The organism is Enterobacter sp. 296B2 (genome assembly GCF_034106185.1).
Lineage (GTDB): Bacteria > Pseudomonadota > Gammaproteobacteria > Enterobacterales > Enterobacteriaceae > Enterobacter > Enterobacter cloacae_N.
Genome location: NZ_JAWNCA010000003.1, coordinates 91,707 through 113,103 on the forward strand (window position 1 = coordinate 91,707; position 21,397 = coordinate 113,103).

Genomic DNA, 21,397 nt, shown 5'->3' on the forward strand with positions numbered 1-21,397 from the left:
CGTCGTTGCGCGACAAGATGTGCTACCCTGTCGCGCACGTTTCTTCTGGCTGGAGTTCCCCCCTATGCATCTTGATATCGACTGGCAGCAGGTCGACACCGTTCTGCTGGATATGGACGGCACGCTGCTCGATCTCGCCTTTGACAACTATTTCTGGCAAAAGCTGGTGCCGGAAACCTATGGTGAACAGCAGGGTATCTCCCCGGCAGAAGCGCAGGCGTTCATTCGTTCGCAATATAGCGCGGTGCAACATACGCTAAACTGGTACTGTCTGGATTACTGGAGCGAGCGCCTCGGTTTGGATATTTGTGCCATGACCACCGCCCAGGGACCACGCGCCGTGCTGCGCGAAGATACGGTTCCATTCCTGGACGCGCTGAAAGCCAGCGGCAAGCGCCGTATTTTGCTGACTAACGCGCATCCACATAACCTGGCCGTGAAGCTGGAGCACACGGGGCTGGCGTCGCACCTTGATTTATTACTTTCTACCCACACATTTGGTTATCCGAAAGAGGATCAGCGGTTGTGGCATGCGGTGAAGGAAGAGACCGGCCTGCAGCCGGAACGCACACTGTTCATTGACGACAGCGAGCCCATTCTGGATTCCGCGGCAACGTTTGGCATTCGCTATTGTCTGGGCGTTACCAATCCTGACTCTGGCCTGGCTGAAAAACGCTATCTGCGCCATCCGGGGCTGAACGACTACCGCCAGATGATCCCCTCACTAACCGTGAAGGAGACGCCATGAAAGAAAAGCCCTCAGACGGGGTAAGACTGGATAAATGGCTGTGGGCAGCCCGTTTTTATAAAACGCGCGCCCTTGCCCGCGAGATGGTTGACGGCGGTAAAGTGCATTACAACGGCCAGCGCAGCAAGCCGAGCAAGCTGGTTGAGCTGAACGCCACCTTAACGCTGCGCCAGGGCAACGACGAACGTACGGTAGTGATTAAAGCCATTACCGAACAGCGACGGCCCGCATCGGAAGCCGTACTGCTTTATGAAGAGACGGCTGAAAGCGTTGAAAAGCGCGAGAAAACCGCGCTGGCGCGCAAAATGAATGCGCTGACCATGCCCCACCCGGACCGGCGACCGGATAAAAAAGAGCGCCGCGATCTGATGAAATTTAAACACGGTGAGAGCGAGTAACCCTCACCCGCACGAGAGATGAAAATGGCCCAACACGACCAATTACACCGCTATCTGTTTGAACAATTCGCCGTGCGCGGCGAGCTGGTCACCGTATCCGAAACCTGGAAACAGATTCTGGAAAACCACAACTACCCGCTGCCGGTGAAGACCCTGTTGGGCGAACTGCTTGTTGCCACCAGCCTGCTGACCGCGACGCTGAAGTTTGCCGGCGATATCACCGTGCAGCTGCAGGGTGACGGCCCGATGACGCTGGCGGTGATCAACGGCAATAACCAGCAGCAGATGCGCGGCGTAGCGCGCGTTCAGGGCGACGTGCCTGAAAATGCAGACCTCAAAACGCTGGTGGGCAATGGCTACCTGGTGATCACCATCTCCCCGGAGGAAGGTGAACGCTATCAGGGCGTGGTCGGTCTGGAAGGCGATACCCTGGCAGCCTGCCTGGAAGACTACTTCATGCGCTCCGAACAGCTCCCAACGCGTCTGTTCATCCGCACCGGTGAAGTGGACGGCCAGCCTGCTGCGGGCGGCATGCTGCTGCAGGTTCTGCCTGCACAGGACGCGCAGACCAATGACTTTGAGCATCTGGCGACGCTGACCGAAACCATCAAGGCGGAAGAGCTGTTCAACCTGTCGGCGACCGACGTGCTGTGGCGTCTGTATCACGAAGAAGAAGTGACCGTGTACGATCCGCAGTCCGTGGAGTTTAAGTGCACCTGCTCACGCGAGCGCTGCGCTGGCGCACTGAAAACCCTGCCGGATGAAGAGATCGACAGCATCATGGCTGAAGACGGCGAAATTGATATGCACTGTGACTACTGCGGTACGCACTACGTGTTCAATTCGATGGATATCGCTGAGATCCGCAACAACGCCTCCCCGGCGGATCCACAGGTTCACTAAACCTCTTTCCCCCTCACCCTCTCCCCAAAGGGGAGAGGGAACGTGAACCCCCTCTCCCCTTTGGGGAGAGGGCCGGGGTGAGGCGCAGCCCCAAAAGCTGAATCGTTTTCATAATGTAACTCTTACGTAATTTTCTTACATGTATGCGATTACATTCACATTCTTTCCGATAAAATCACCAGTCTTTAACCTTTTCGGAACATTTTCCCCAACCAAAAAGCGATTCCTGCGATAATCCGCCTGCACTGTGACTGGAGTCGCAGCGTTTTCCGTTAGTAAGGGTTTTATCCAGATGCACAAATCTATGAGCCCCGTCGCGGTTAACATCCCCAGAAAAACCCTACAATTTCAGGCAGTACATATTGGCTAAGGAGCAGTGATATGCGTGTTACTGGTTTAACCCCGCAAGATCTCAAGGCTTATGGTATTCACGACGTCCAGGAAGTCGTCTACAACCCCGATTACGATACGCTGTATCAGGAAGAGCTCAATCCAGCACTGGAAGGATACGAGCGCGGTGTGTTGACGAACCTTGGTGCTATCGCCGTCGATACCGGTATCTTTACCGGTCGTTCGCCGAAAGATAAGTATATCGTCCGCGACGAAACCACCCGCGATACGCTGTGGTGGGCTGACAAAGGCAAAGGGAAGAACGACAACAAACCGCTCTCCCCGGAAACCTGGCAGCACCTGAAAGGGCTCGTCACCCATCAACTTTCCGGCAAGCGTCTGTTCATTGTCGACGCTTTCTGCGGCGCTAACGCCGATACCCGCCTTTCCGTGCGTTTCATTACCGAAGTGGCCTGGCAGGCGCATTTCGTTAAGAATATGTTTATTCGTCCGACCGACGAAGAGCTGCAGGACTTCACACCTGACTTCATCGTGATGAACGGTGCGAAATGCACCAACCCACAGTGGAAAGAGCAGGGCCTGAACTCTGAGAACTTCATTGCCTTCAACCTGACCGAGCGTATCCAGCTGATTGGCGGTACCTGGTACGGCGGCGAAATGAAGAAAGGGATGTTCTCGGTCATGAACTACCTGCTGCCGCTGCGCGGTATTGCCTCCATGCACTGCTCGGCGAACGTCGGCGAGAAAGGCGACGTGGCGGTATTCTTCGGCCTGTCCGGCACAGGGAAAACCACGCTCTCCACCGATCCAAAACGCCGTCTGATTGGCGATGACGAGCACGGCTGGGACGATGACGGCGTGTTTAACTTCGAAGGCGGCTGCTACGCGAAGACCATTCGCCTGTCTGAAGAGGCCGAGCCGGATATCTTCCATGCGATCCGTCGCGACGCGCTGCTGGAAAACGTCACCGTACGTGCCGACGGCTCTATCGACTTCGACGATGCGTCAAAAACCGAAAACACCCGCGTCTCTTACCCGATCTACCACATCGACAATATCGTGAAGCCGGTGTCAAAAGCGGGCCATGCCACGAAGGTGATTTTCCTGACGGCGGATGCGTTCGGCGTGCTGCCTCCGGTGTCCCGCCTGACCGCCAGCCAGACGCAGTACCACTTCCTCTCTGGCTTTACTGCCAAACTGGCGGGTACCGAGCGTGGCGTCACGGAGCCAACCCCAACCTTCTCCGCCTGCTTCGGCGCGGCATTCCTGTCGCTGCACCCGACGCAGTACGCTGAGGTGCTGGTGAAACGCATGCAGGCATCCGGCGCGCAGGCCTACCTGGTCAACACCGGCTGGAACGGTACCGGCAAGCGTATCTCTATCAAAGATACCCGCGCCATTATCGACGCCATTCTGGATGGTTCACTGGATAATGCCGAAACCTTCACGCTGCCGATGTTTGATCTGGCCATTCCGACGGAACTGCCGGGTGTGGACACGCGTATCCTCGACCCGCGCAATACCTACGGTTCGCCGGAGCAGTGGCGCGAGAAGGCGGAATCGCTGGCGAAGCTGTTTATTGAGAACTTCGAGAAGTATACCGATACCCCGGCGGGTGAAGCGCTGGTGAGTGCGGGTCCGAAGCTGTAGGTAAAAGCAAAAAGGCAACGAAAGTTGCCTTTTTTAATGTTTTCTCCCTCTCCCCGTGGGAGAGGGCCGGGGTGAGGGCATCAGACCGCACTATCCCTCTTTCACCTGCCCCCGCGTCACCGGTACCGGTAGCCAGGCGCGAATGCTCAACCCACCCCGCTCACTGGTACCGATCTCCAGCAATCCGTTATGGTTATCGATAATACGCTGCACAATCGCCAGGCCTAAGCCCGTACCGCTGGTGCTGCGCGCGCTATCGCCGCGCACAAACGGCTGGAACAGATGCTTACGCTGCTCGGGCTTAATGCCCGGACCGTCGTCTTCCACCTGGAACCAGGCGCGGTTGAGTTCAGACCCGCTGCTGACCTTAATCCAGCCGTTACCGTAACGCGCCGCATTGACCACCATGTTAGCCACCGCACGCTTAATGGAGAGCGGGTGCATACGAACCTGAATTTCTCCGTCCTGAAGGTCAGTGTCAATTTCACGTTCATAACCACTTTCTGCGGCCACCACTTCGCCCAGCACCGCGTTCAGATCGGCCATTTCCATTGGCATTTCCTGGCCGGTGCGCAGGTAGTCGATGAACTGCTCGATGATGGCGTTACACTCTTCGATGTCCTTGTTAATGGACTCGGCGAGATAGCCGTCCTCTTCCCCCATCATCTCCGTCGCCAGACGAATACGCGTTAGCGGGGTGCGAAGGTCATGACTGACGCCTGCCATCAGCAGCGTACGGTCGTCCGCCAGTTGCTTCACGCCTGCCGCCATATGGTTAAACGCGCGCGTTACCGAACGCACTTCAGAGGCACCATATTCGCGCAGCGGAGGAGGAATGATGCCTTTACCGACCTGCAGCGCCGCGTGCTCCAGGTCGACCAGCGGTCGGTTCTGGATACGGATAAACAGCCACGCGCCACCTATCGCCAGCAGCATAATGGCCAGGGTGTAGCGGAACAGCGGCGAGAAGTCGCCCTGATGAATTTCGGTCAGCGGAACGCGCACCCAGATGTTGGGTGACAGCCAGGTTTTCAGCCAGACGACGGGCGAGCTTTTGTTGACCTCAACGCGCACTTCCGTTGGGCCACCCAGCTGCTGCGCCATCTGCTGGCTGAGAAATTCGTAGTGCTGCGCCCAGCGCAGGCCAGCGTCTTCCGCCGCCTCATTCGAGTAGAGCGAAATGCCCAGCTCACGGTAAATTTCACGGCGAAATGCCGGGGGAACAACCAGCTGCGTACCGTCCTCCAGCTGCAGCTTATCGGTCATCAGCATACGCACTTCGTAGGCCAGGACCTTATTAAACTGCTGGAGGCTCGGCAGGATCGCAAAGTTCAGCACCACCAGGTAGGTCGTCACCAGGCTGACGAACAGCAGGGTGACGATCAGCAGCAGGGTGCGGGCAAACGAGCTTCGCGGCGAGAAGCGCATTCGCCTCATGCTTTAGAGCCGTCCGGGACAAATACGTAGCCCAGACCCCACACGGTCTGAATATAACGAGGATGCGCCGGATCTTCTTCCACCATGCGGCGCAGGCGAGAGATCTGCACGTCGATGGAGCGTTCCATTGCGGAGTATTCGCGACCGCGCGCCAGGTTCATCAGCTTGTCACGGGAAAGCGGCTCGCGCGGGTGGCTGACCAGCGCTTTCAGTACCGCAAACTCGCCGCTGGTGAGCGGCATTGGTTCGTCTTCACGGAACATCTCGCGCGTGCCGAGGTTCAGCTTGAACTTGCCGAAGGCAATCACCGCTTCTTCCTGCGACGGTGCGCCAGGCAGTTCGTTCGCCTGACGGCGCAGCACGGCGCGAATACGCGCCAGCAGTTCACGCGGGTTAAACGGTTTTGGAATGTAGTCGTCCGCGCCGATTTCGAGGCCCACGATACGGTCAACTTCCTCGCCCTTCGCCGTCACCATGATGATCGGCATCGGGTTGCTCTGGCTGCGCAGACGGCGGCAAATAGAAAGCCCGTCTTCGCCCGGCAGCATCAGGTCGAGAACCATCAGGTGGAAAGATTCACGGGTCAGCAGACGGTCCATCTGCTCAGCGTTCGCGACGCTACGAACCTGGAAGCCCTGCTCGGTCAGATAACGCTCCAGCAGCGCGCGCAGGCGCATGTCGTCATCCACGACCAGAATTTTGTAGTTCTCTTGCATTGTGTGTACTCCCAAAGGTTCGGATAGTCTTTGTAACAGCGTATTCTAAAAAAGTGCACGTATTCGACCAGTTAATTCTGGTATAAATTCTAGTCGAAATTGTTACAAAGCATATTTAACAGCAGCTTATCTGTTCATTTCATCACATAAATCATTATTAATCCTGTCTGTTACACTGTGCGCTACGTATTGTGCGCAAAGACAGTTAACCGGCATTAAAGGCTGCACCATGAAAACGCCCCTGATCACCCGCGAAGGGTACGAGAAACTCAAGAAAGAGATGGATTACCTGTGGCGCGAAGAGCGTCCTGAGGTGACCAAAAAGGTGACCTGGGCGGCCAGCCTGGGCGATCGCAGCGAGAATGCGGATTACCAGTACAACAAAAAGCGGCTGCGCGAAATTGACCGCCGGGTTCGCTACCTGACGAAGTGCCTCGAGAATCTCAAAATTGTCGATTACTCCCCACAGCAGGAGGGCAAAGTGTTCTTCGGCGCGTGGGTGGAAATTGAAAACGATGACGGTGACACCCTGCGTTTTCGCATTGTCGGCTACGATGAAATTTTTGGTCGTAAAGATTACATCTCCATCGACTCCCCGATGGCCCGCGCGCTGCTGAAAAAGGAAGTGGGCGATCTGGCCGTCGTTCAAACCCCAGCCGGTGAAGCCAGCTGGTACGTCAATGAGATCGTCTACGTAAAATAGTCCGAGAGCGCCCTCCCCGGCTGGCATTTTGCCGTGTCAGCCCGTATAACTATCCCCTGATTTTGACCCACAAGATGATAAAGCCATGATGAAAGATTCGCTCTGCCGCATTATTGCGGGTGAACTTCAGGCCAGAGCCGAACAGGTAGAAGCTGCCGTTCGCCTGCTTGATGAAGGGAACACCGTGCCGTTTATTGCACGCTATCGTAAGGAAGTCACCGGCGGTCTGGATGACACGCAGCTGCGTAACCTGGAGACCCGTCTGGGCTATCTGCGCGAGCTGGAAGAACGTCGTCAGGCGATCCTCAAATCCATCGGCGAACAGGGCAAGCTGACCAGCGAGCTGGAAAGCGCCATTAACGGCACCCTGAGCAAAACCGAACTCGAAGATCTCTATCTGCCGTACAAACCGAAGCGCCGCACGCGCGGGCAGATTGCCATCGAAGCGGGCCTTGAGCCGCTGGCCGACCTGCTGTGGAATGAGCCGTCTCACGACCCGGACACCGAAGCGGCGAAATTCATCGACGCCGACAAAGGCGTCGCGGACACCAAGGCCGCTCTGGACGGCGCGCGCTACATCCTGATGGAGCGCTTCGCGGAAGACGCTGCCCTGCTGGCCAAAGTGCGTGATTACCTGTGGAAGAATGCCCACATCGTCTCTACCGTCGTCGCGGGCAAAGAGGAAGAAGGCGCGAAGTTCCGCGACTACTTCGATCACCACGAACCGATTTCAACCACCCCTTCTCACCGCGCGCTGGCGATGTTCCGCGGCCGCAACGAAGGCGTGCTCCAGCTCTCCCTGAACGCCGACCCGCAGTTTGACGAGCCGCCGAAAGAGAGCCACTGCGAGCAGATCATTATCGACCATCTCGGCCTGCGCCTGAACAATGCCCCGGCGGACAGCTGGCGCAAAGGCGTAGTGAGCTGGACCTGGCGCATCAAGGTGTTGATGCACCTGGAAACCGAGCTGATGGGCACCGTGCGCGAGCGCGCTGAAGATGAAGCGATTAGCGTTTTCGCCCGTAACCTGCACGACCTGCTGATGGCCGCTCCTGCCGGCCTGCGCGCCACCATGGGTCTCGATCCGGGCCTGCGTACCGGCGTGAAGGTCGCTGTGGTTGACGGCACCGGCAAGCTGGTCGCCACCGACACCATTTACCCGCATACCGGACAGGCAGCGAAAGCCGCCGTCGTGGTGGCGGCGCTGTGCGAGAAGTACAACGTGGAGCTGGTTGCCATCGGTAACGGCACCGCATCACGCGAAACCGAGCGTTTCTACCTCGACGTGCAGAAGCAGTTCCCGAAAGTGACGGCGCAGAAAGTGATCGTCAGCGAAGCGGGCGCATCGGTCTACTCCGCCTCTGAGCTGGCGGCGCAGGAGTTCCCGGACCTGGACGTTTCCCTGCGCGGTGCGGTCTCTATTGCCCGTCGCCTGCAGGATCCGCTGGCCGAACTCGTGAAGATCGACCCGAAATCCATCGGCGTGGGCCAGTACCAGCACGACGTGAGCCAGACGCAGCTGGCGCGCAAGCTGGATGCGGTGGTGGAAGACTGCGTAAACGCCGTCGGCGTGGACCTGAACACCGCCTCCGTTCCTCTGCTGACCCGCGTGGCGGGCTTAACCCGCATGATGGCGCAGAACATCGTGGCCTGGCGTGACGAGAACGGCCAGTTCCAGAACCGTCAGCAGCTGCTTAAAGTGAGCCGCCTGGGGCCGAAAGCGTTTGAGCAGTGCGCGGGCTTCCTGCGCATCAATCACGGCGATAACCCGCTGGATGCTTCTACCGTTCACCCGGAAGCATACCCGGTTGTTGAGCGCATCCTGGCCGCTACTCAGCAGGCGCTTAAAGACCTGATGGGCGACAGCGGCGCCCTGCGCAACCTGAAAGCGGTGGACTTCACCGACGAAAAATTTGGCGTGCCTACCGTCACCGATATCATCAAAGAGCTGGAAAAACCGGGCCGCGATCCGCGTCCTGAGTTCAAAACGGCGACCTTTGCTGACGGCATCGAGACCATGAACGATCTCCTGCCGGGCATGGTGCTGGAAGGCGCGGTGACCAACGTCACCAACTTCGGCGCGTTTGTGGATATCGGCGTGCACCAGGACGGTCTGGTGCATATCTCGTCCCTTGCCGACAAGTTCGTTGAAGACCCGCACACCGTGGTCAAAGCGGGCGACATCGTGAAGGTGAAAGTGCTGGAAGTGGATCTGCAGCGCAAGCGTATCGCCCTGACCATGCGTCTGGACGAGCAACCGGGCGACACCAACGCGCGCCGTGGCGGCAACGGTGGAGGCCGCGAGCAGCAGCGTCCGGCCGCGAAAGCCGCAAAACCGCGCGGGCGTGATGCACAGCCTGCGGGCAATAGCGCGATGATGGACGCGCTGGCGGCCGCGATGGGTAAGAAACGCTAAGGCAACAACGCCCCCCTCACCCTAACCCTCTCCCCAAAGGGGAGAGGGAACTTTAACACCCTCGCCCCTTTGGGGAGAGGGCCGGGGTGAGGGGAATAAAACATCTCGAAATATATGAAACCGATTGCACAGCCATATTTAAACCACTAATTATCACCCCGTTAACAAATATCCCTCTTTTCATTTTCCCGGCAATTCAGCAAATATTGAGCAAGGTCAATCAGACCGCAAATTAATACGATTAACAACATCCCGTCACATTTTTATTATTGCTGATAAAAACTATTCTCATTATCATCGCAGTGTAGATTATTTAACCTCTCGTGGAATCAGGCATTATGCAATTCACTCCAGACAGTGCATGGAAAATTACCGGTTTTACCCGCGAAATTAGCCCGGCCTATCGGCAGAAGCTGCTGTCACTGGGCATGCTGCCCGGCTCATCATTCCAGGTCGTGCGCGTAGCGCCGTTGGGCGATCCTGTCCATATCGAAACCCGGCGCGTGAATCTGGTTCTGCGCAAAAAAGACCTCGCATTAATTGAAGTTGAATCTTTATCCCGTTAACAAGCCAGCGGTTTCGGTGGGTCTAATACAATGAAAAAATTAACTATTGGCTTAATTGGCAATCCTAATTCCGGCAAGACAACCTTATTTAATCAGTTAACCGGCGCGCGCCAGCGCGTGGGAAATTGGGCAGGCGTAACGGTTGAACGTAAAGAAGGTCAGTTCACGACAACGGACAATCAGGTGACCCTGGTCGACCTTCCCGGTACCTATTCCTTAACCACGATTTCATCCCAGACATCGCTCGATGAGCAAATTGCCTGCCACTACATTCTTGGCGGCGATGCCGATCTGCTGATCAACGTGGTCGACGCCTCTAACCTCGAACGAAACCTTTACCTGACGCTGCAGCTGCTGGAGCTGGGGATCCCCTGCATCGTGGCGCTCAACATGCTCGACATTGCAGAGAAACAAAAGCTGCGCATTGACGTCGATGCCCTCTCTGCGCGCCTTGGGTGCCCTGTCGTTCCGCTGGTCTCGACCCGCGCTCGCGGTATCGACGCGCTGAAGCTGGCGATTGACCGCCACGCGGGAAACCGCGACGTTGAGCTGGTGCACTACGCCCAGCCGCTGCTGCGCGAAGCCGATCTGCTGGCGCAGGAGATGGACAAAAATATGCCTGCGAAACAGCGTCTGTGGCTCGGCCTGCAGATGCTGGAAGGGGATATCTATAGCCGCGCCTATGCCGGACATGCGGCAGATAAGCTGGACGTGACCCTCGCCCGTCTCAGCGGCGAGCTGGACGACCCGGCGCTGCACATCGCCGATGCGCGTTATCAGGCCATTGCGTCAATTTGTGACGTGGTCAGCAATGCCCTTACCGCGGAACCCAGCCGCTTTACGGCGGCGGTGGATAAGATTGTGCTCAACCGCTTCCTCGGTTTGCCGATCTTCCTGCTGGTGATGTACGTGATGTTCCTGCTTGCCATTAACATTGGTGGCGCGCTCCAGCCGATTTTTGACGCGGGTTCTGTCGCCGTTTTCGTTCATGGTATTCAGTGGCTGGGTTACACCCTGCACTTCCCGGAATGGCTAACCATCTTCCTCGCTCAGGGGATCGGCGGCGGTATCAACACCGTGCTGCCGCTGGTGCCGCAGATCGGCATGATGTATCTGTTCCTCTCGTTCCTTGAAGATTCCGGCTACATGGCGCGCGCCGCGTTCGTGATGGACCGCCTGATGCAGGCGCTGGGTCTGCCGGGTAAATCCTTCGTCCCGCTGATCGTCGGCTTCGGCTGTAACGTGCCGTCGGTGATGGGCGCGCGCACCCTGGATGCGCCGCGTGAACGTCTGATGACCATCATGATGGCGCCATTTATGTCCTGCGGCGCGCGTCTGGCAATCTTTGCGGTCTTTGCAGCCGCCTTCTTTGGTCAGCAGGGCGCGCTGGCGGTCTTCTCGCTGTATGTGCTGGGCATCGTGATGGCGATCCTGACCGGCTTAATGCTCAAGCACACCATCATGCGTGGTGAAGCGTCGCCGTTTGTGATGGAGCTTCCGGTCTACCACGTACCGCATCTGAAAAGCCTGGCGATCCAGACCTGGCAGCGCCTGAAAGGCTTTGTGCTGCGCGCCGGTAAGGTGATTGTCATTGTCAGTATTTTCCTGAGCGCGCTGAACAGCTTCACCCTGAGTGGACAGACGGCGGATAACATCAACGACTCTGCCCTCGCCTCCGTCAGCCGCGTCATCACGCCGGTCTTTAAACCAATTGGCGTGCAGGAAGATAACTGGCAGGCGACCGTGGGACTGTTCACCGGGGCGATGGCGAAAGAGGTGGTCGTCGGGACCCTGAACACGCTCTACACCGCAGAGAACATTCAGGAGCAGGAATTTAACCCGGCGGAGTTTCACCTCGGTGACGAACTGCTGGGTGCCGTTGAGGAGACCTGGCAGAGCCTGAAAGATACCTTCAGCCTGAGCGTGCTGGCGAACCCGATTGAGGCCAGCAAAGGCGACGGCGAAATGGCGACCGGTGCCATGGGCGTGATGGGCGAGAAGTTTGGCAGCGCGTCTGCGGCCTACAGCTATCTCATCTTTGTCCTGCTCTATATCCCGTGCATCTCCGTCATGGGAGCGATTGCCCGCGAGTCCAGCCGCGGCTGGATGGGCTTCTCCATCCTGTGGGGGCTGAATATCGCTTACTCGCTGGCGACGCTGTTTTATCAGACCGTTAACTTCAGCCAGCACCCGCGCTACAGCCTGGTCTGCATTCTGGCGGTTGTGCTGTTTAACGTAATGATTCTCGGTCTGCTACGCCGGGCACGCAGCCGCGTCGACATCGACCTGCTGGCGAATCGTAAAACCGCCGCAACCTGCTGCAGCAGCCCGGCTGGCGACTGTCACTAAGAGGAAACCAGATGGCATCGTTGATTCAGGTTCGTGACCTGCTGGCGCTTCAGGGGCGGATGGAGGCAAAACAGCTCAGCCTCAGCCTGCATACGCCGCAGCCGATGATCGATGCCATGCTGGAACGCCTGGAAGCGATGGGTAAAGCCGTGCGGATTCAGGAAGAAGCGGACGGCTGCCTCTCCGGCAGTTGTAAAAGCTGCCCGGAAGGAAAGGCCTGCCTCAGGGAATGGTGGGCACTGCGCTAACAAAGCCGGGCATTGCTGCCCGGCTTTATCGTATTACTTATAGACGTCCGCGGTAGCGCGTACGTTTTTGGTCTGTTTTTCTGCACTGGTGACGACGTAGTACGTCCCGCCCAGCTCATCCGCTTTCTTCGACAGCTCTTTTCTTGCATCCATCGGCGCGGTGGTGTCAGACGTAGAAATCTCACCAATTTTCGTCAGATTCATCCCGGCAACTTTATCTTTTTCCAGCTCTTTCGCCGCAAAAACGCCAAATGACAGTGACCCAATAACCAGAGAAGTGACAATACCTGTAACAAGTTTCATAGCCTGACTCTCCATAGGATTGTTGTTTTTGATTATCGTAGGCAGAACAACCGCAACGACATCTGGAGTATGGTTGCGGTGTGTAACTTTTTCCAGGCTGGATAGAAAATAATCAGTCTAAACGTTGACTTAACGCAACCAGCGCTGAACAAAATTCCGTCGGATGAGAGATAAACGGAGCATGCGCGGCTTTGGCAATGACCCGGGATTCGCTGTCCGGCCAGAGGGAATCCAGAAGTGGAACCACTTTGCGCGGCACCAGCCCGTCCAGATGGCCATAGATACGCAGGTGCGGCATGGCCAGCGCAGTCAGCGGCTCCCGCAGGTCGACCGTTTTCAGGATCTCAAGACCGCCGTTAAGCACCTCGACGTCCGGCATCGGCAGGGAGAGCACCACCTGCTTCAGCGCTCTGGCATCCTGACGCGCGGTTTCCGTCCCCATTGTCTGCAATGCGAGGAATCGCTCGACGGTCCGCTGGAAATCGTCGCTCAGCTGCTGCTGGAAGCCCGCCAGCACGTCAGGTTTGATGCCGGGCCACGCCTCTTGCGCGCTAAAGCATGGCGACGAGGCCACGGTGACCAGCGCCTTAACGCGCTCGGGCCAGGAGAGCGCAATCTGGCTTGCCACCAGCCCGCCCAGGCTCCAGCCCAGCCAGATGGCATTTTGCGGCGCGGCGTCCACAACCTGCTGCGCCATCTCATCAAGCGACATCGCACTAAAGCCGCGGCTGCGACCGTAGCCCGGTAGATCAACCAGATGTAACGTAAATTGCGAGGCAAGTTCCTCGCTTATGCAATGCCACACTTCCGCATTCAGGCCCCATCCGTGCAGCAGCACAAGATGGCAATTTCCTGTCCCTACGGTCTGCCACCACAGCGTCTTCATCAGTTACTGTTCTCTTTTTTCACATGGAGGTTGCACATGCTAACAGTGCCTGGCTTGTGCTGGCTATGCAAAATGCCGCTTGCCCTCAGCGCGTGGGGCGTCTGTTCCGTCTGCACGCGCTCACTGGCAAGGCGTATCACAACCTGCCCGCAATGTGGTTTACCGGCGGCTAACCGCTATTTGCCCTGCGGCCGCTGCCTGAAAAAATCCCCGCCGTGGAGCGCGCTGGTAGCCGTGGATGATTATGTTCCACCGCTGAGCGGGCTTATTCACGCCCTGAAGTTTTCCGGCCAGAGTTCGCTGGCGCAGCCCCTTGCCCGCCTGCTATTGCTGGCAGTTTTACAGGCGCGACGAACCCGCGCTCTGCCGAAAATCGATAGGGTGGTGAATGTCCCCTTATACCGACGTCGGCACTGGCGGCGCGGCTATAATCAAAGCGACCTGCTCTGCCGCCCGCTCGCCCGGTGGCTAGGCTGTCGCTATGATGCCTGCGCGCTTACCCGCGTACATGCCACCGCCATCCAGCATCAGCTCAACGCCCGGCTTCGCAAAAGGAACCTGAAAAACGCCTTTCGCCTTGAATTACCGGTCAAAGGCCTCCATATCGCCATCGTGGATGACGTCGTCACCACTGGCAGTACCGTTGCTGAACTTTCCCGACTGCTTTTGCAAAGCGGCGCCGCATCGGTTCAGGTATGGTGTCTGTGCCGTACCTTGTAGCCCTTCTTCAATGGGCGTATGATTATACCCAGGTAATTTAGTCAACTATTAGGCCAAAGCTATGATCCGTATTTCCGATTCTGCACAAGCGCACTTTGCCAAACTGCTGGCAAATCAGGAAGAAGGGACGCAGATCCGCGTGTTTGTGATCAATCCAGGCACTCCGAATGCAGAATGTGGTGTCTCTTATTGTCCTCCGGATGCTGTGGAAGCAACTGACACTGCCCTTAAATTTGAACAGCTCACCGCTTATGTCGATGAACTGAGCGCGCCGTATCTTGAAGATGCGGAGATCGACTTCGTCACCGACCAGTTGGGTTCTCAGCTGACCCTGAAAGCGCCAAACGCCAAAATGCGTAAAGTGTCTGACGATGCGCCGCTGATGGAGCGCGTTGAGTATCTGCTTCAGTCCCAGATCAACCCACAGCTGGCTGGCCACGGCGGTCGCGTTTCCCTGATGGAAATCACGGAAGACGGCCTGGCGATCCTGCAGTTCGGCGGCGGCTGTAATGGTTGCTCTATGGTCGACGTGACCCTGAAAGAAGGGATCGAGAAGCAGCTGCTGAACGAATTCCCGGAACTGAAAGGCGTGCGTGACCTGACCGAGCACCAGCGCGGCGAGCACTCTTACTACTAATTCAGTACCCGCCCGTATTGCCCGGTGGCGCCACGCTTACCGGGCCAACCTCCCTTGCCTTCCCACCTCGATATGTTGACCTGCGTCTCATAATTCAAATTTTGCCTCACTGGGTGATTCTCAACCGCGATATGTTACCCGTATCATTCTCGTGGGCACTCAGCACCCTTATAACAGCCGACTAAACTTAACTGTTTCGCAGGCATCAGTATGAGTGCCGTTAACCACTCTGTTCCCAGTTGGGACAATCGGAATTTGTCGTTGAAACAATGACGTTACCCATAACAATTCAAAGGCCAGGTAAATCATGCCATTAGTCATCGTTGCTATCGGTGTTGTGTTATTACTGCTCTTGATGATCCGTTTCAAAATGAACGGATTTATCGCTCTGGTTCTGGTGGCACTTGCAGTCGGTCTGATGCAGGGGATGCCGCTGGTTAAAGTTATCAGCTCTATCAAAGCCGGCGTCGGCGGCACGCTCGGCAGCCTGGCGCTGATCATGGGCTTCGGTGCCATGCTCGGCAAAATGCTGGCGGACTGCGGTGGCGCGCAGCGTATTGCCACCACCCTGATTGCCAAATTCGGTAAACAGCACATTCAGTGGGCAGTGGTGTTAACCGGTTTTACCGTCGGTTTCGCGCTGTTCTATGAAGTGGGCTTCGTGCTGATGCTGCCGCTGGTGTTTACCATCGCTGCGGCAGCGAACATCCCGCTGCTGTTTGTGGGTGTGCCAATGGCTGCGGCCCTGTCCGTGACCCACGGCTTCCTGCCGCCACACCCGGGTCCAACCGCTATCGCCACCATCTTCCACGCCGATATGGGTAAAACCCTGCTGTTCGGTACGATTCTGGCGATCCCGACCGTGATTCTGGCGGGCCCGGTGTATGCCCGCTTCCTGAAAGGCATTGATAAGCCTATCCCGGAAGGTCTGTACAGCGCCAAAACCTTCACCGAAGAAGAGATGCCGGGCTTTGGCGTCAGCGTCTGGACCTCTCTGGTGCCGGTGATCCTGATGGCGATGCGCGCCGTGGCGGAGATGATCCTGCCGAAAGGTCATGCTTTCCTGTCCGTTGCGGAATTCCTGGGTGACCCGGTAATGGCAACGCTGATTGCGGTGTTGATCGCGATGTTCACCTTCGGTCTTAACCGCGGTCGTTCAATGGATCAAATCAACGACACGCTGACCTCTTCCATCAAAATCATTGCCATGATGCTCCTGATCATCGGCGGCGGCGGTGCGTTCAAGCAGGTGCTGGTCGACAGCGGCGTGGACAAATACATCGCTGCCATGATGCATGAAACCAACGTGTCGCCGCTCCTGATGGCCTGGTCTATTGCTGCAGTTCTGCGTATTGCGCTGGGTTCTGCGACCGTTGCGGCGATCACCGCAGGCGGTATCGTTGCCCCGCTGATTGCGACCACGGGCGTAAGCCCTGAGCTGATGGTTATCGCCGTCGGTTCCGGTAGCGTGATTTTCTCTCACGTTAACGACCCTGGCTTCTGGCTGTTCAAGGAGTACTTCAACCTGACGATCGGTGAAACCATCAAGTCCTGGTCCGCGCTGGAAACCATTATTTCGGTGTGTGGTCTGGTCGGGGTGCTGCTGTTGAATATGGTTGTCTGATGTAAAAAAGCCGGGTGGCGCTGACGCTTACCCGGCCTACATTCTATTCCCTCTCCCTCCGGGAGAGGGTTAGGGTGAGGGCGAAACTACCGCTTCTTACCCACTGCCCTTCTGCGCTTATCCAAATCCTTAATCAGCCTGTTCACCCCGTCATCGGCAAACATCTTCTCAAGCGTTGTGGACAGCTTGCGTCGCCAGTTCTTGTACTGATAGCTGGTGCCCGGAACGTTCACCGGCTCCGCCATATCAATCCAGTCTTCCGGCTGCAGGCCGAGCAACGCGCTGTTGCTGTCGGCAATATAGCGCTGCAGGCCACGGTTGAGCGTTGGGGTCATCGCCATCAGCGACGCTTTATGCCCTGCACGCTTCGGCAGACAGCCATGCTTATGCAGCGCATCCAGCAGCCCCTGCTTCGCCAGCTCACGATCCTGATACAGACCGCGCAGAACCTCTTCATCAGGATACAGTCCCAGCGTTTTGCCGAGGGTCAGGTCGCCGCTTTCCCAGTAGCCCCTGAGCGTAGGAAGATCATGCGTCGTCGCGACTGCCATTGACTGTTCAGGGTACGCTTTCGGCGCGCGGAAGGTTTTCTCATGGTCGTTTTCAAAATAGAGCACTTTATAGGAGTAGACGCCGCTGTCGCGGAGCTTGCTGACAATTTCCACCGGCACGGTACCGAGATCTTCACCGATCACCATGCACTGGTGACGTTTACTCTCCAGCGCCAGGATCGACAGCAGATCGTCAACCGGATACTGGACGTACGCCCCGTGATCGGCCGTTTCACCGTACGGGATCCACCACAGGCGCAGCACGGACATCACGTGGTCAATGCGCAGCGCCCCGCAGTTCTGCATGTTCGCGCGCAGCAGGTCGATAAACGGCTCGTAGGCGCGCGCCGCCATCACGTGCGGATCCATCGGCGGCAGGCCCCAGTTCTGCCCGAGCGGCCCGAGGATATCCGGCGGCGCGCCCACAGACGCCTTCAGGCAGTAGAGCTCACGGTCGCACCAGGTTTCCGCGCCGCCTTCCGCCACGCCCACGGCCAGATCACGATACAGACCGATCGGCATTTTATAGCCCTGGCTCACCTGCCAGCAGGCAGCAAACTGGCTGTACGCCAGCCACTGCAGCCACAGGTAGAAGTCCACCTCGTCGGCATGGTTTTTACAGAAGGCTTTGACTTCAGGGGTATCCACGGTCTGATACGCTTCCGGCCAGACCGGCCAGCCCCAGCGCATTTCGTCCTCTTTCACCTGATACGCGTGCAGCGCATCAAATGCCGCCTGCCAGTAGAGGCTTTCGCCTTCCTGTATCACAAACTGGCGGAAGGCCGCCATCTGCTCGTCATCACGTTTCGCAAAGCCTTTCCACGCCAGACGCAGCGCGGCCATTTTCAGCGCCGTGACGGTGGAATAGTCCACCCAGTCCGCGTCGCGGGCCTGCTTCAGCATCTGCCGGGTAGTATCAAGCTTCCACCACGCCTGCGCCTCTTTGCTGTTTTTGAAGTCGTCTAACGCGTTAACGTCGATGTAAATCACGTTCAGCCAGCGTCGGGACGACGGGCTGTACGGGCTGGCGCTTTCCGGATTCGCCGGATAGAGCGCGTGAATTGGGTTGAGGCCAATAAAGGCACCGCCGCGCTCGCCCACGGATGCCAGCATGTTCTTCAGGTCGCCAAAATCGCCGATGCCCCAGTTGCTGTCGGAACGCAGCGTATAGAGCTGCACGCAGGCGCCCCACAGCTTTTTGCCTTCAAGCAGCGCCTGCGGCTCATAGCAGCGTTTTGGCGCGACGATCACCCGGCAGTGAAAACGCTGTTCGTCCTGGGTGAGCGTCAGGCTGTGATAGCCCTCCGGCAGCTTCGCCGGAAGGTTTAACGTTTTGCCGCCGGTGGCGTGGCCTTTATGCTGATGCCCCTCTTCGGTGGTGAGCAGCCAGCTAAACTCGCCGCGCCCCTCCACCGCCAGCGGCATCTTTTTGCCTGCGGTAAAGACCTTCACGTTTGGCACCGGGGCAACCGACGCTTTCGCGTCGGTTTTGTGCATCGCATCCAGCAAACGTCTTTTGGTGTCCGCACCAATAGACTGCGGTTTGCCGTGCGCGTTGATGTAACTGAGGCTAATTCCCGCCGCCTGCGCGGCACTGTCCAGACGTTTACTCTCCATCGCGCTTCCTTAGCGTTTTGCCTGCCAGATAAGGGCCTGATAATCACGGATTGAGCGGTCAGAGCTGAACATGCCGCAGCGCGCGGTGTTCAGAATGCACGCCCGGGTCCACGCCTCCTGGTCGCGGTACAGCACGTCGACCTGTTTCTGCGCTTCAACGTAGGCCGTGAAGTCCGCCATTACCAGGTATGGGTCGCCGCCGTGTTTGTCCATGCTGTGCAGCATCTGGTCAAACGCGTGCTTGTCGCCGTCGCTATATTTGCCGCTTTCCAGCTCCTTCAGAACCGCATCCAGCACTTTGTCTTTCTTACGCCATTTCACCGGATCGTAGCCTTTGGCCTTGATGGCTTTTACCTCTTCCACGGTATGGCCGAAGATAAAGATATTCTCTTCACCGACCTTCTCGGCGATTTCGACGTTCGCCCCGTCGAGCGTGCCGACGGTCAGCGCGCCGTTCAGCGCCAGCTTCATGTTCCCGGTACCGGACGCTTCTTTCCCTGCGGTAGAGATCTGCTCGGAGATATCCGCCGCCGGGATCAGCATTTCAGCCGCCGAGACGCAGTAATCCGGCAGGAACACCACCTTCAGCTTGTCGCCCACTTTCGGATCGCTGTTGATCGCCGCCGCCACTTTATTAATGGCGAGGATAATGTTTTTCGCCAGGTAGTAGCCCGGCGCCGCTTTCGCACCGAACAGGAACACGCGCGGCACGCGGTCGGCCTGCGGGTTCTCGCGGATCTCTTTGTACAGCGCCAGAATGTGCAGCAGGTTCAGGTGCTGGCGCTTGTACTCATGCAGACGTTTGATCTGAATGTCGAAAATGGCATGCGGGTTGATCTCAATCCCGGTACGCACTTTCACGAACTCCGCCAGGCGAACCTTGTTCTCCAGCTTGATCGCACGGTACTGCTCGCGGAATTTCGCGTCGTCGGCCTGTTTTTCCAGGTTGATCAGCTGGTCCAGATCGTTGGCCCACTCTTTCTTCAGGGTCTTGTCCAGCAGGCCGGCCAGCAGCGGGTTGCACTGCTTGATCCAGCGACGCGGCGTGATGCCGTTGGTCACGTTGTGGAATTTGGTCGGCCACAGCTGGTGATATTCCGGGAACAGATCTTTCACCACCAGGTCGGAGTGCAGCGCCGCCACGCCGTTAACGGCAAAGCCGCTGACTACGCACATGTTCGCCATGCGCACCTGTTTGTCGTGCACCACCGCCAGCTTCGCCCAAACGGCTTTGTCGCCCGGCCAGGTTTTCTCAACCAGCACTTTAAACTGGTCGTTAATCTTGTTGATGATCTGCATATGGCGCGGCAGCAGCGCTTTCACCAGCTTCTCATCCCAGCACTCGAGCGCTTCTGGCATCAGGGTGTGGTTGGTGTAGGCGAAGGTGCGGCTGGTAATGGCCCAGGCGTCGTCCCAGCTCAGCTGATGCTCGTCGATCAGCACGCGCAGTAGTTCCGGGATGGCAATAGTCGGGTGCGTGTCGTTGAGCTGGATAACTTCGAAGTCCGGCAGCTGCGCCAGCTTGCGGCCCGCCAGATGATGGCGACGCAGAATGTCCGCCACGGAGCAGGCGCACTGGAAGTACTGCTGCATCAGGCGCAGCTTTTTACCCACCAGATGATTGTCGTTCGGGTAGAGGACCTTCGTCAGCTTCTCGGCGTCAATGCCCTGCTGTTCGGCGCGCAGGAAATCACCGTCGTTGAATTTGGTCAGGTTAAACGGATGCGCGTGCTTCGCCTGCCACAGACGCAGCGGCTGCGCCACACCGTTACGGTAGCCGAGCACCGGCAGATCCCAGGCTTCACCGGTAATAGTGAACGCCGGCTCCCAGAGCCCCTGCTTCGTCACTTTCCCGCCTATGCCGACCTGCACATCCAGCTGCGCGTTGTGGCGGAACCACGGGTAGGTGTTACGGTGCCAATCGTCCGGCGCTTCCATCTGATGGCCGTCGGCAAACGACTGACGGAACAGACCGTACTGGTAGTTCAGACCATAGCCAATCGCCGACTGGCCGACGGTCGCCATGGAGTCAAGGAAGCAGGCCGCCAGACGACCCAGACCGCCGTTACCCAGCGCCGGGTCAATCTCTTCTTCCAGCAGGTCGGTCAGGTTAATGTCATGCTCTTTCAGCACATCACCCACCTCCTGATACCAGCCAAGGTTCAGCAGGTTGTTGCCGGTCAGGCGGCCAATCAGGAACTCCATCGAGATATAGTTGACGTGACGCTGGCCTTTGACGGGCTTCGCCACGGGCTGAGCATCCAGCTGCTCTGCGAGCGCCCCGCTCACCGCCTGCCACCACTGGTGAGGCGTCATCTCGTTTGCAGCATGAAGGCCAAAACGCTGCCACTGACGCGTCAGGGCAGCCTGGAATTGAGCTTTGTTGAAGGTAGGCTGTGACATAGGGGATCGGCATCCTTTAGAAAGAAAACACAAGTTGGCGCTAGTGTGCCTGGCTCATTTCACCTCTTCCTCCTCCCGTGGGGGATTAGACAGGGAGGAGTAGCGGGGATGAGCATAAAAGTGTGATCGAGGCCACTCTGAGAGCATAGCCGTAGCGTGCCAGGAAGTTAA

At 57.6% G+C, this 21,397-nt stretch carries 18 protein-coding genes; 12 read left to right on the plus strand and 6 right to left on the minus strand.

The genetic code is table 11. From position 1 onward, the window contains the following. Positions 1-64: 64 nt before the first annotated feature. From yrfG to pckA, 4 genes are all read left to right on the plus strand, one after another. Positions 65-748, plus strand: a complete 684-nt coding sequence (yrfG, locus tag URZ40_RS03330; protein WP_014885534.1) for a GMP/IMP nucleotidase — start codon at positions 65-67, stop codon at positions 746-748. Beyond that, a complete protein-coding gene (hslR, locus tag URZ40_RS03335) occupies positions 745-1,146 on the plus strand; it encodes a ribosome-associated heat shock protein Hsp15 (RefSeq protein WP_028014669.1) in 402 nt (133 codons plus the stop codon). The genes yrfG and hslR overlap by 4 nt, the downstream gene beginning before the upstream one ends. A gap of 18 nt (positions 1,147-1,164) precedes the next feature. Next, positions 1,165-2,049 (plus strand): Hsp33 family molecular chaperone HslO, encoded by an 885-nt coding sequence (gene hslO, locus URZ40_RS03340; RefSeq protein WP_161495995.1) that lies wholly within the window; start codon positions 1,165-1,167, stop codon positions 2,047-2,049. Positions 2,050-2,430: 381 nt separating this feature from the next. Further along, positions 2,431-4,050, plus strand: coding sequence for a phosphoenolpyruvate carboxykinase (ATP) (gene pckA / locus URZ40_RS03345; RefSeq protein WP_045259359.1), 1,620 nt, complete (start codon positions 2,431-2,433; stop codon positions 4,048-4,050). A 90-nt stretch (positions 4,051-4,140) separates the two neighbouring features. Here pckA and envZ read toward each other — a convergent pair whose 3' ends face one another. Further along, positions 4,141-5,487: a two-component system sensor histidine kinase EnvZ gene (envZ, locus tag URZ40_RS03350; protein WP_233003202.1), complete on the minus strand. Its 1,347-nt coding sequence runs from the start codon at positions 5,485-5,487 to the stop codon at positions 4,141-4,143. Then, positions 5,484-6,203, minus strand: coding sequence for a two-component system response regulator OmpR (ompR, locus tag URZ40_RS03355; RefSeq protein ID WP_001157751.1), 720 nt, complete (start codon positions 6,201-6,203; stop codon positions 5,484-5,486). Before ompR ends, envZ begins: the two co-directional genes overlap by 4 nt. A 229-nt stretch (positions 6,204-6,432) precedes the next feature. Between ompR and greB the strand changes: the two genes are divergently transcribed. The 5 genes from greB to feoC all read left to right on the plus strand — a co-directional run bounded on the left by greB (position 6,433) and on the right by feoC (position 12,485). Next, the gene (gene greB, locus URZ40_RS03360) at positions 6,433-6,906 is read left to right on the plus strand and encodes a transcription elongation factor GreB (protein WP_014885539.1); all 474 of its coding nucleotides are present in this window, start codon (positions 6,433-6,435) and stop codon (positions 6,904-6,906) included. An 85-nt stretch (positions 6,907-6,991) separates the two neighbouring features. Further along, positions 6,992-9,322, plus strand: a complete 2,331-nt coding sequence (locus URZ40_RS03365; protein WP_320719760.1) for a Tex family protein — start codon at positions 6,992-6,994, stop codon at positions 9,320-9,322. A 338-nt stretch (positions 9,323-9,660) separates the two neighbouring features. Then, positions 9,661-9,888 carry a ferrous iron transporter A gene (feoA, locus tag URZ40_RS03370; RefSeq protein WP_006177893.1) on the plus strand — a complete coding sequence of 76 codons (228 nt, stop codon included), beginning with the start codon at positions 9,661-9,663 and terminating at the stop codon, positions 9,886-9,888. Positions 9,889-9,918: 30 nt separating this feature from the next. After that, entirely contained in the window at positions 9,919-12,237 is a 2,319-nt protein-coding gene (gene feoB, locus URZ40_RS03375; protein WP_116342714.1) for a Fe(2+) transporter permease subunit FeoB, read from the plus strand. Between the two features lie 11 nt (positions 12,238-12,248). Continuing rightward, the gene (feoC, locus tag URZ40_RS03380; RefSeq protein ID WP_039263074.1) at positions 12,249-12,485 is read left to right on the plus strand and encodes a [Fe-S]-dependent transcriptional repressor FeoC; all 237 of its coding nucleotides are present in this window, start codon (positions 12,249-12,251) and stop codon (positions 12,483-12,485) included. A gap of 33 nt (positions 12,486-12,518) precedes the next feature. Here feoC and URZ40_RS03385 read toward each other — a convergent pair whose 3' ends face one another. Beyond that, the gene (locus URZ40_RS03385) at positions 12,519-12,788 is read right to left on the minus strand and encodes a YdgH/BhsA/McbA-like domain containing protein (RefSeq protein ID WP_023309499.1); all 270 of its coding nucleotides are present in this window, start codon (positions 12,786-12,788) and stop codon (positions 12,519-12,521) included. A gap of 112 nt (positions 12,789-12,900) precedes the next feature. Continuing rightward, positions 12,901-13,674 (minus strand): pimeloyl-ACP methyl ester esterase BioH, encoded by a 774-nt coding sequence (gene bioH, locus URZ40_RS03390; protein WP_316380246.1) that lies wholly within the window; start codon positions 13,672-13,674, stop codon positions 12,901-12,903. Positions 13,675-13,710: 36 nt separating this feature from the next. Here bioH and gntX point away from each other — a divergent pair, with 36 nt between their 5' ends. The 3 genes from gntX to gntT all read left to right on the plus strand — a co-directional run bounded on the left by gntX (position 13,711) and on the right by gntT (position 16,655). Beyond that, a complete protein-coding gene (gene gntX / locus URZ40_RS03395) occupies positions 13,711-14,394 on the plus strand; it encodes a DNA utilization protein GntX (protein WP_316380245.1) in 684 nt (227 codons plus the stop codon). A 61-nt stretch (positions 14,395-14,455) separates the two neighbouring features. Next, entirely contained in the window at positions 14,456-15,031 is a 576-nt protein-coding gene (gene nfuA / locus URZ40_RS03400; RefSeq protein ID WP_003861601.1) for a Fe-S biogenesis protein NfuA, read from the plus strand. 307 nt (positions 15,032-15,338) lie between these two features. After that, positions 15,339-16,655, plus strand: coding sequence for a gluconate transporter (gene gntT, locus URZ40_RS03405; protein ID WP_116342718.1), 1,317 nt, complete (start codon positions 15,339-15,341; stop codon positions 16,653-16,655). An 86-nt stretch (positions 16,656-16,741) separates the two neighbouring features. Here the strand turns inward: gntT and malQ are convergent, their stop codons facing one another. Continuing rightward, entirely contained in the window at positions 16,742-18,823 is a 2,082-nt protein-coding gene (malQ, locus tag URZ40_RS03410) for a 4-alpha-glucanotransferase (RefSeq protein WP_320719761.1), read from the minus strand. Positions 18,824-18,832: 9 nt separating this feature from the next. Then, positions 18,833-21,226, minus strand: coding sequence for a maltodextrin phosphorylase (gene malP / locus URZ40_RS03415; RefSeq protein WP_320719762.1), 2,394 nt, complete (start codon positions 21,224-21,226; stop codon positions 18,833-18,835). Between the last annotated feature and the right edge of the window lie 171 nt (positions 21,227-21,397).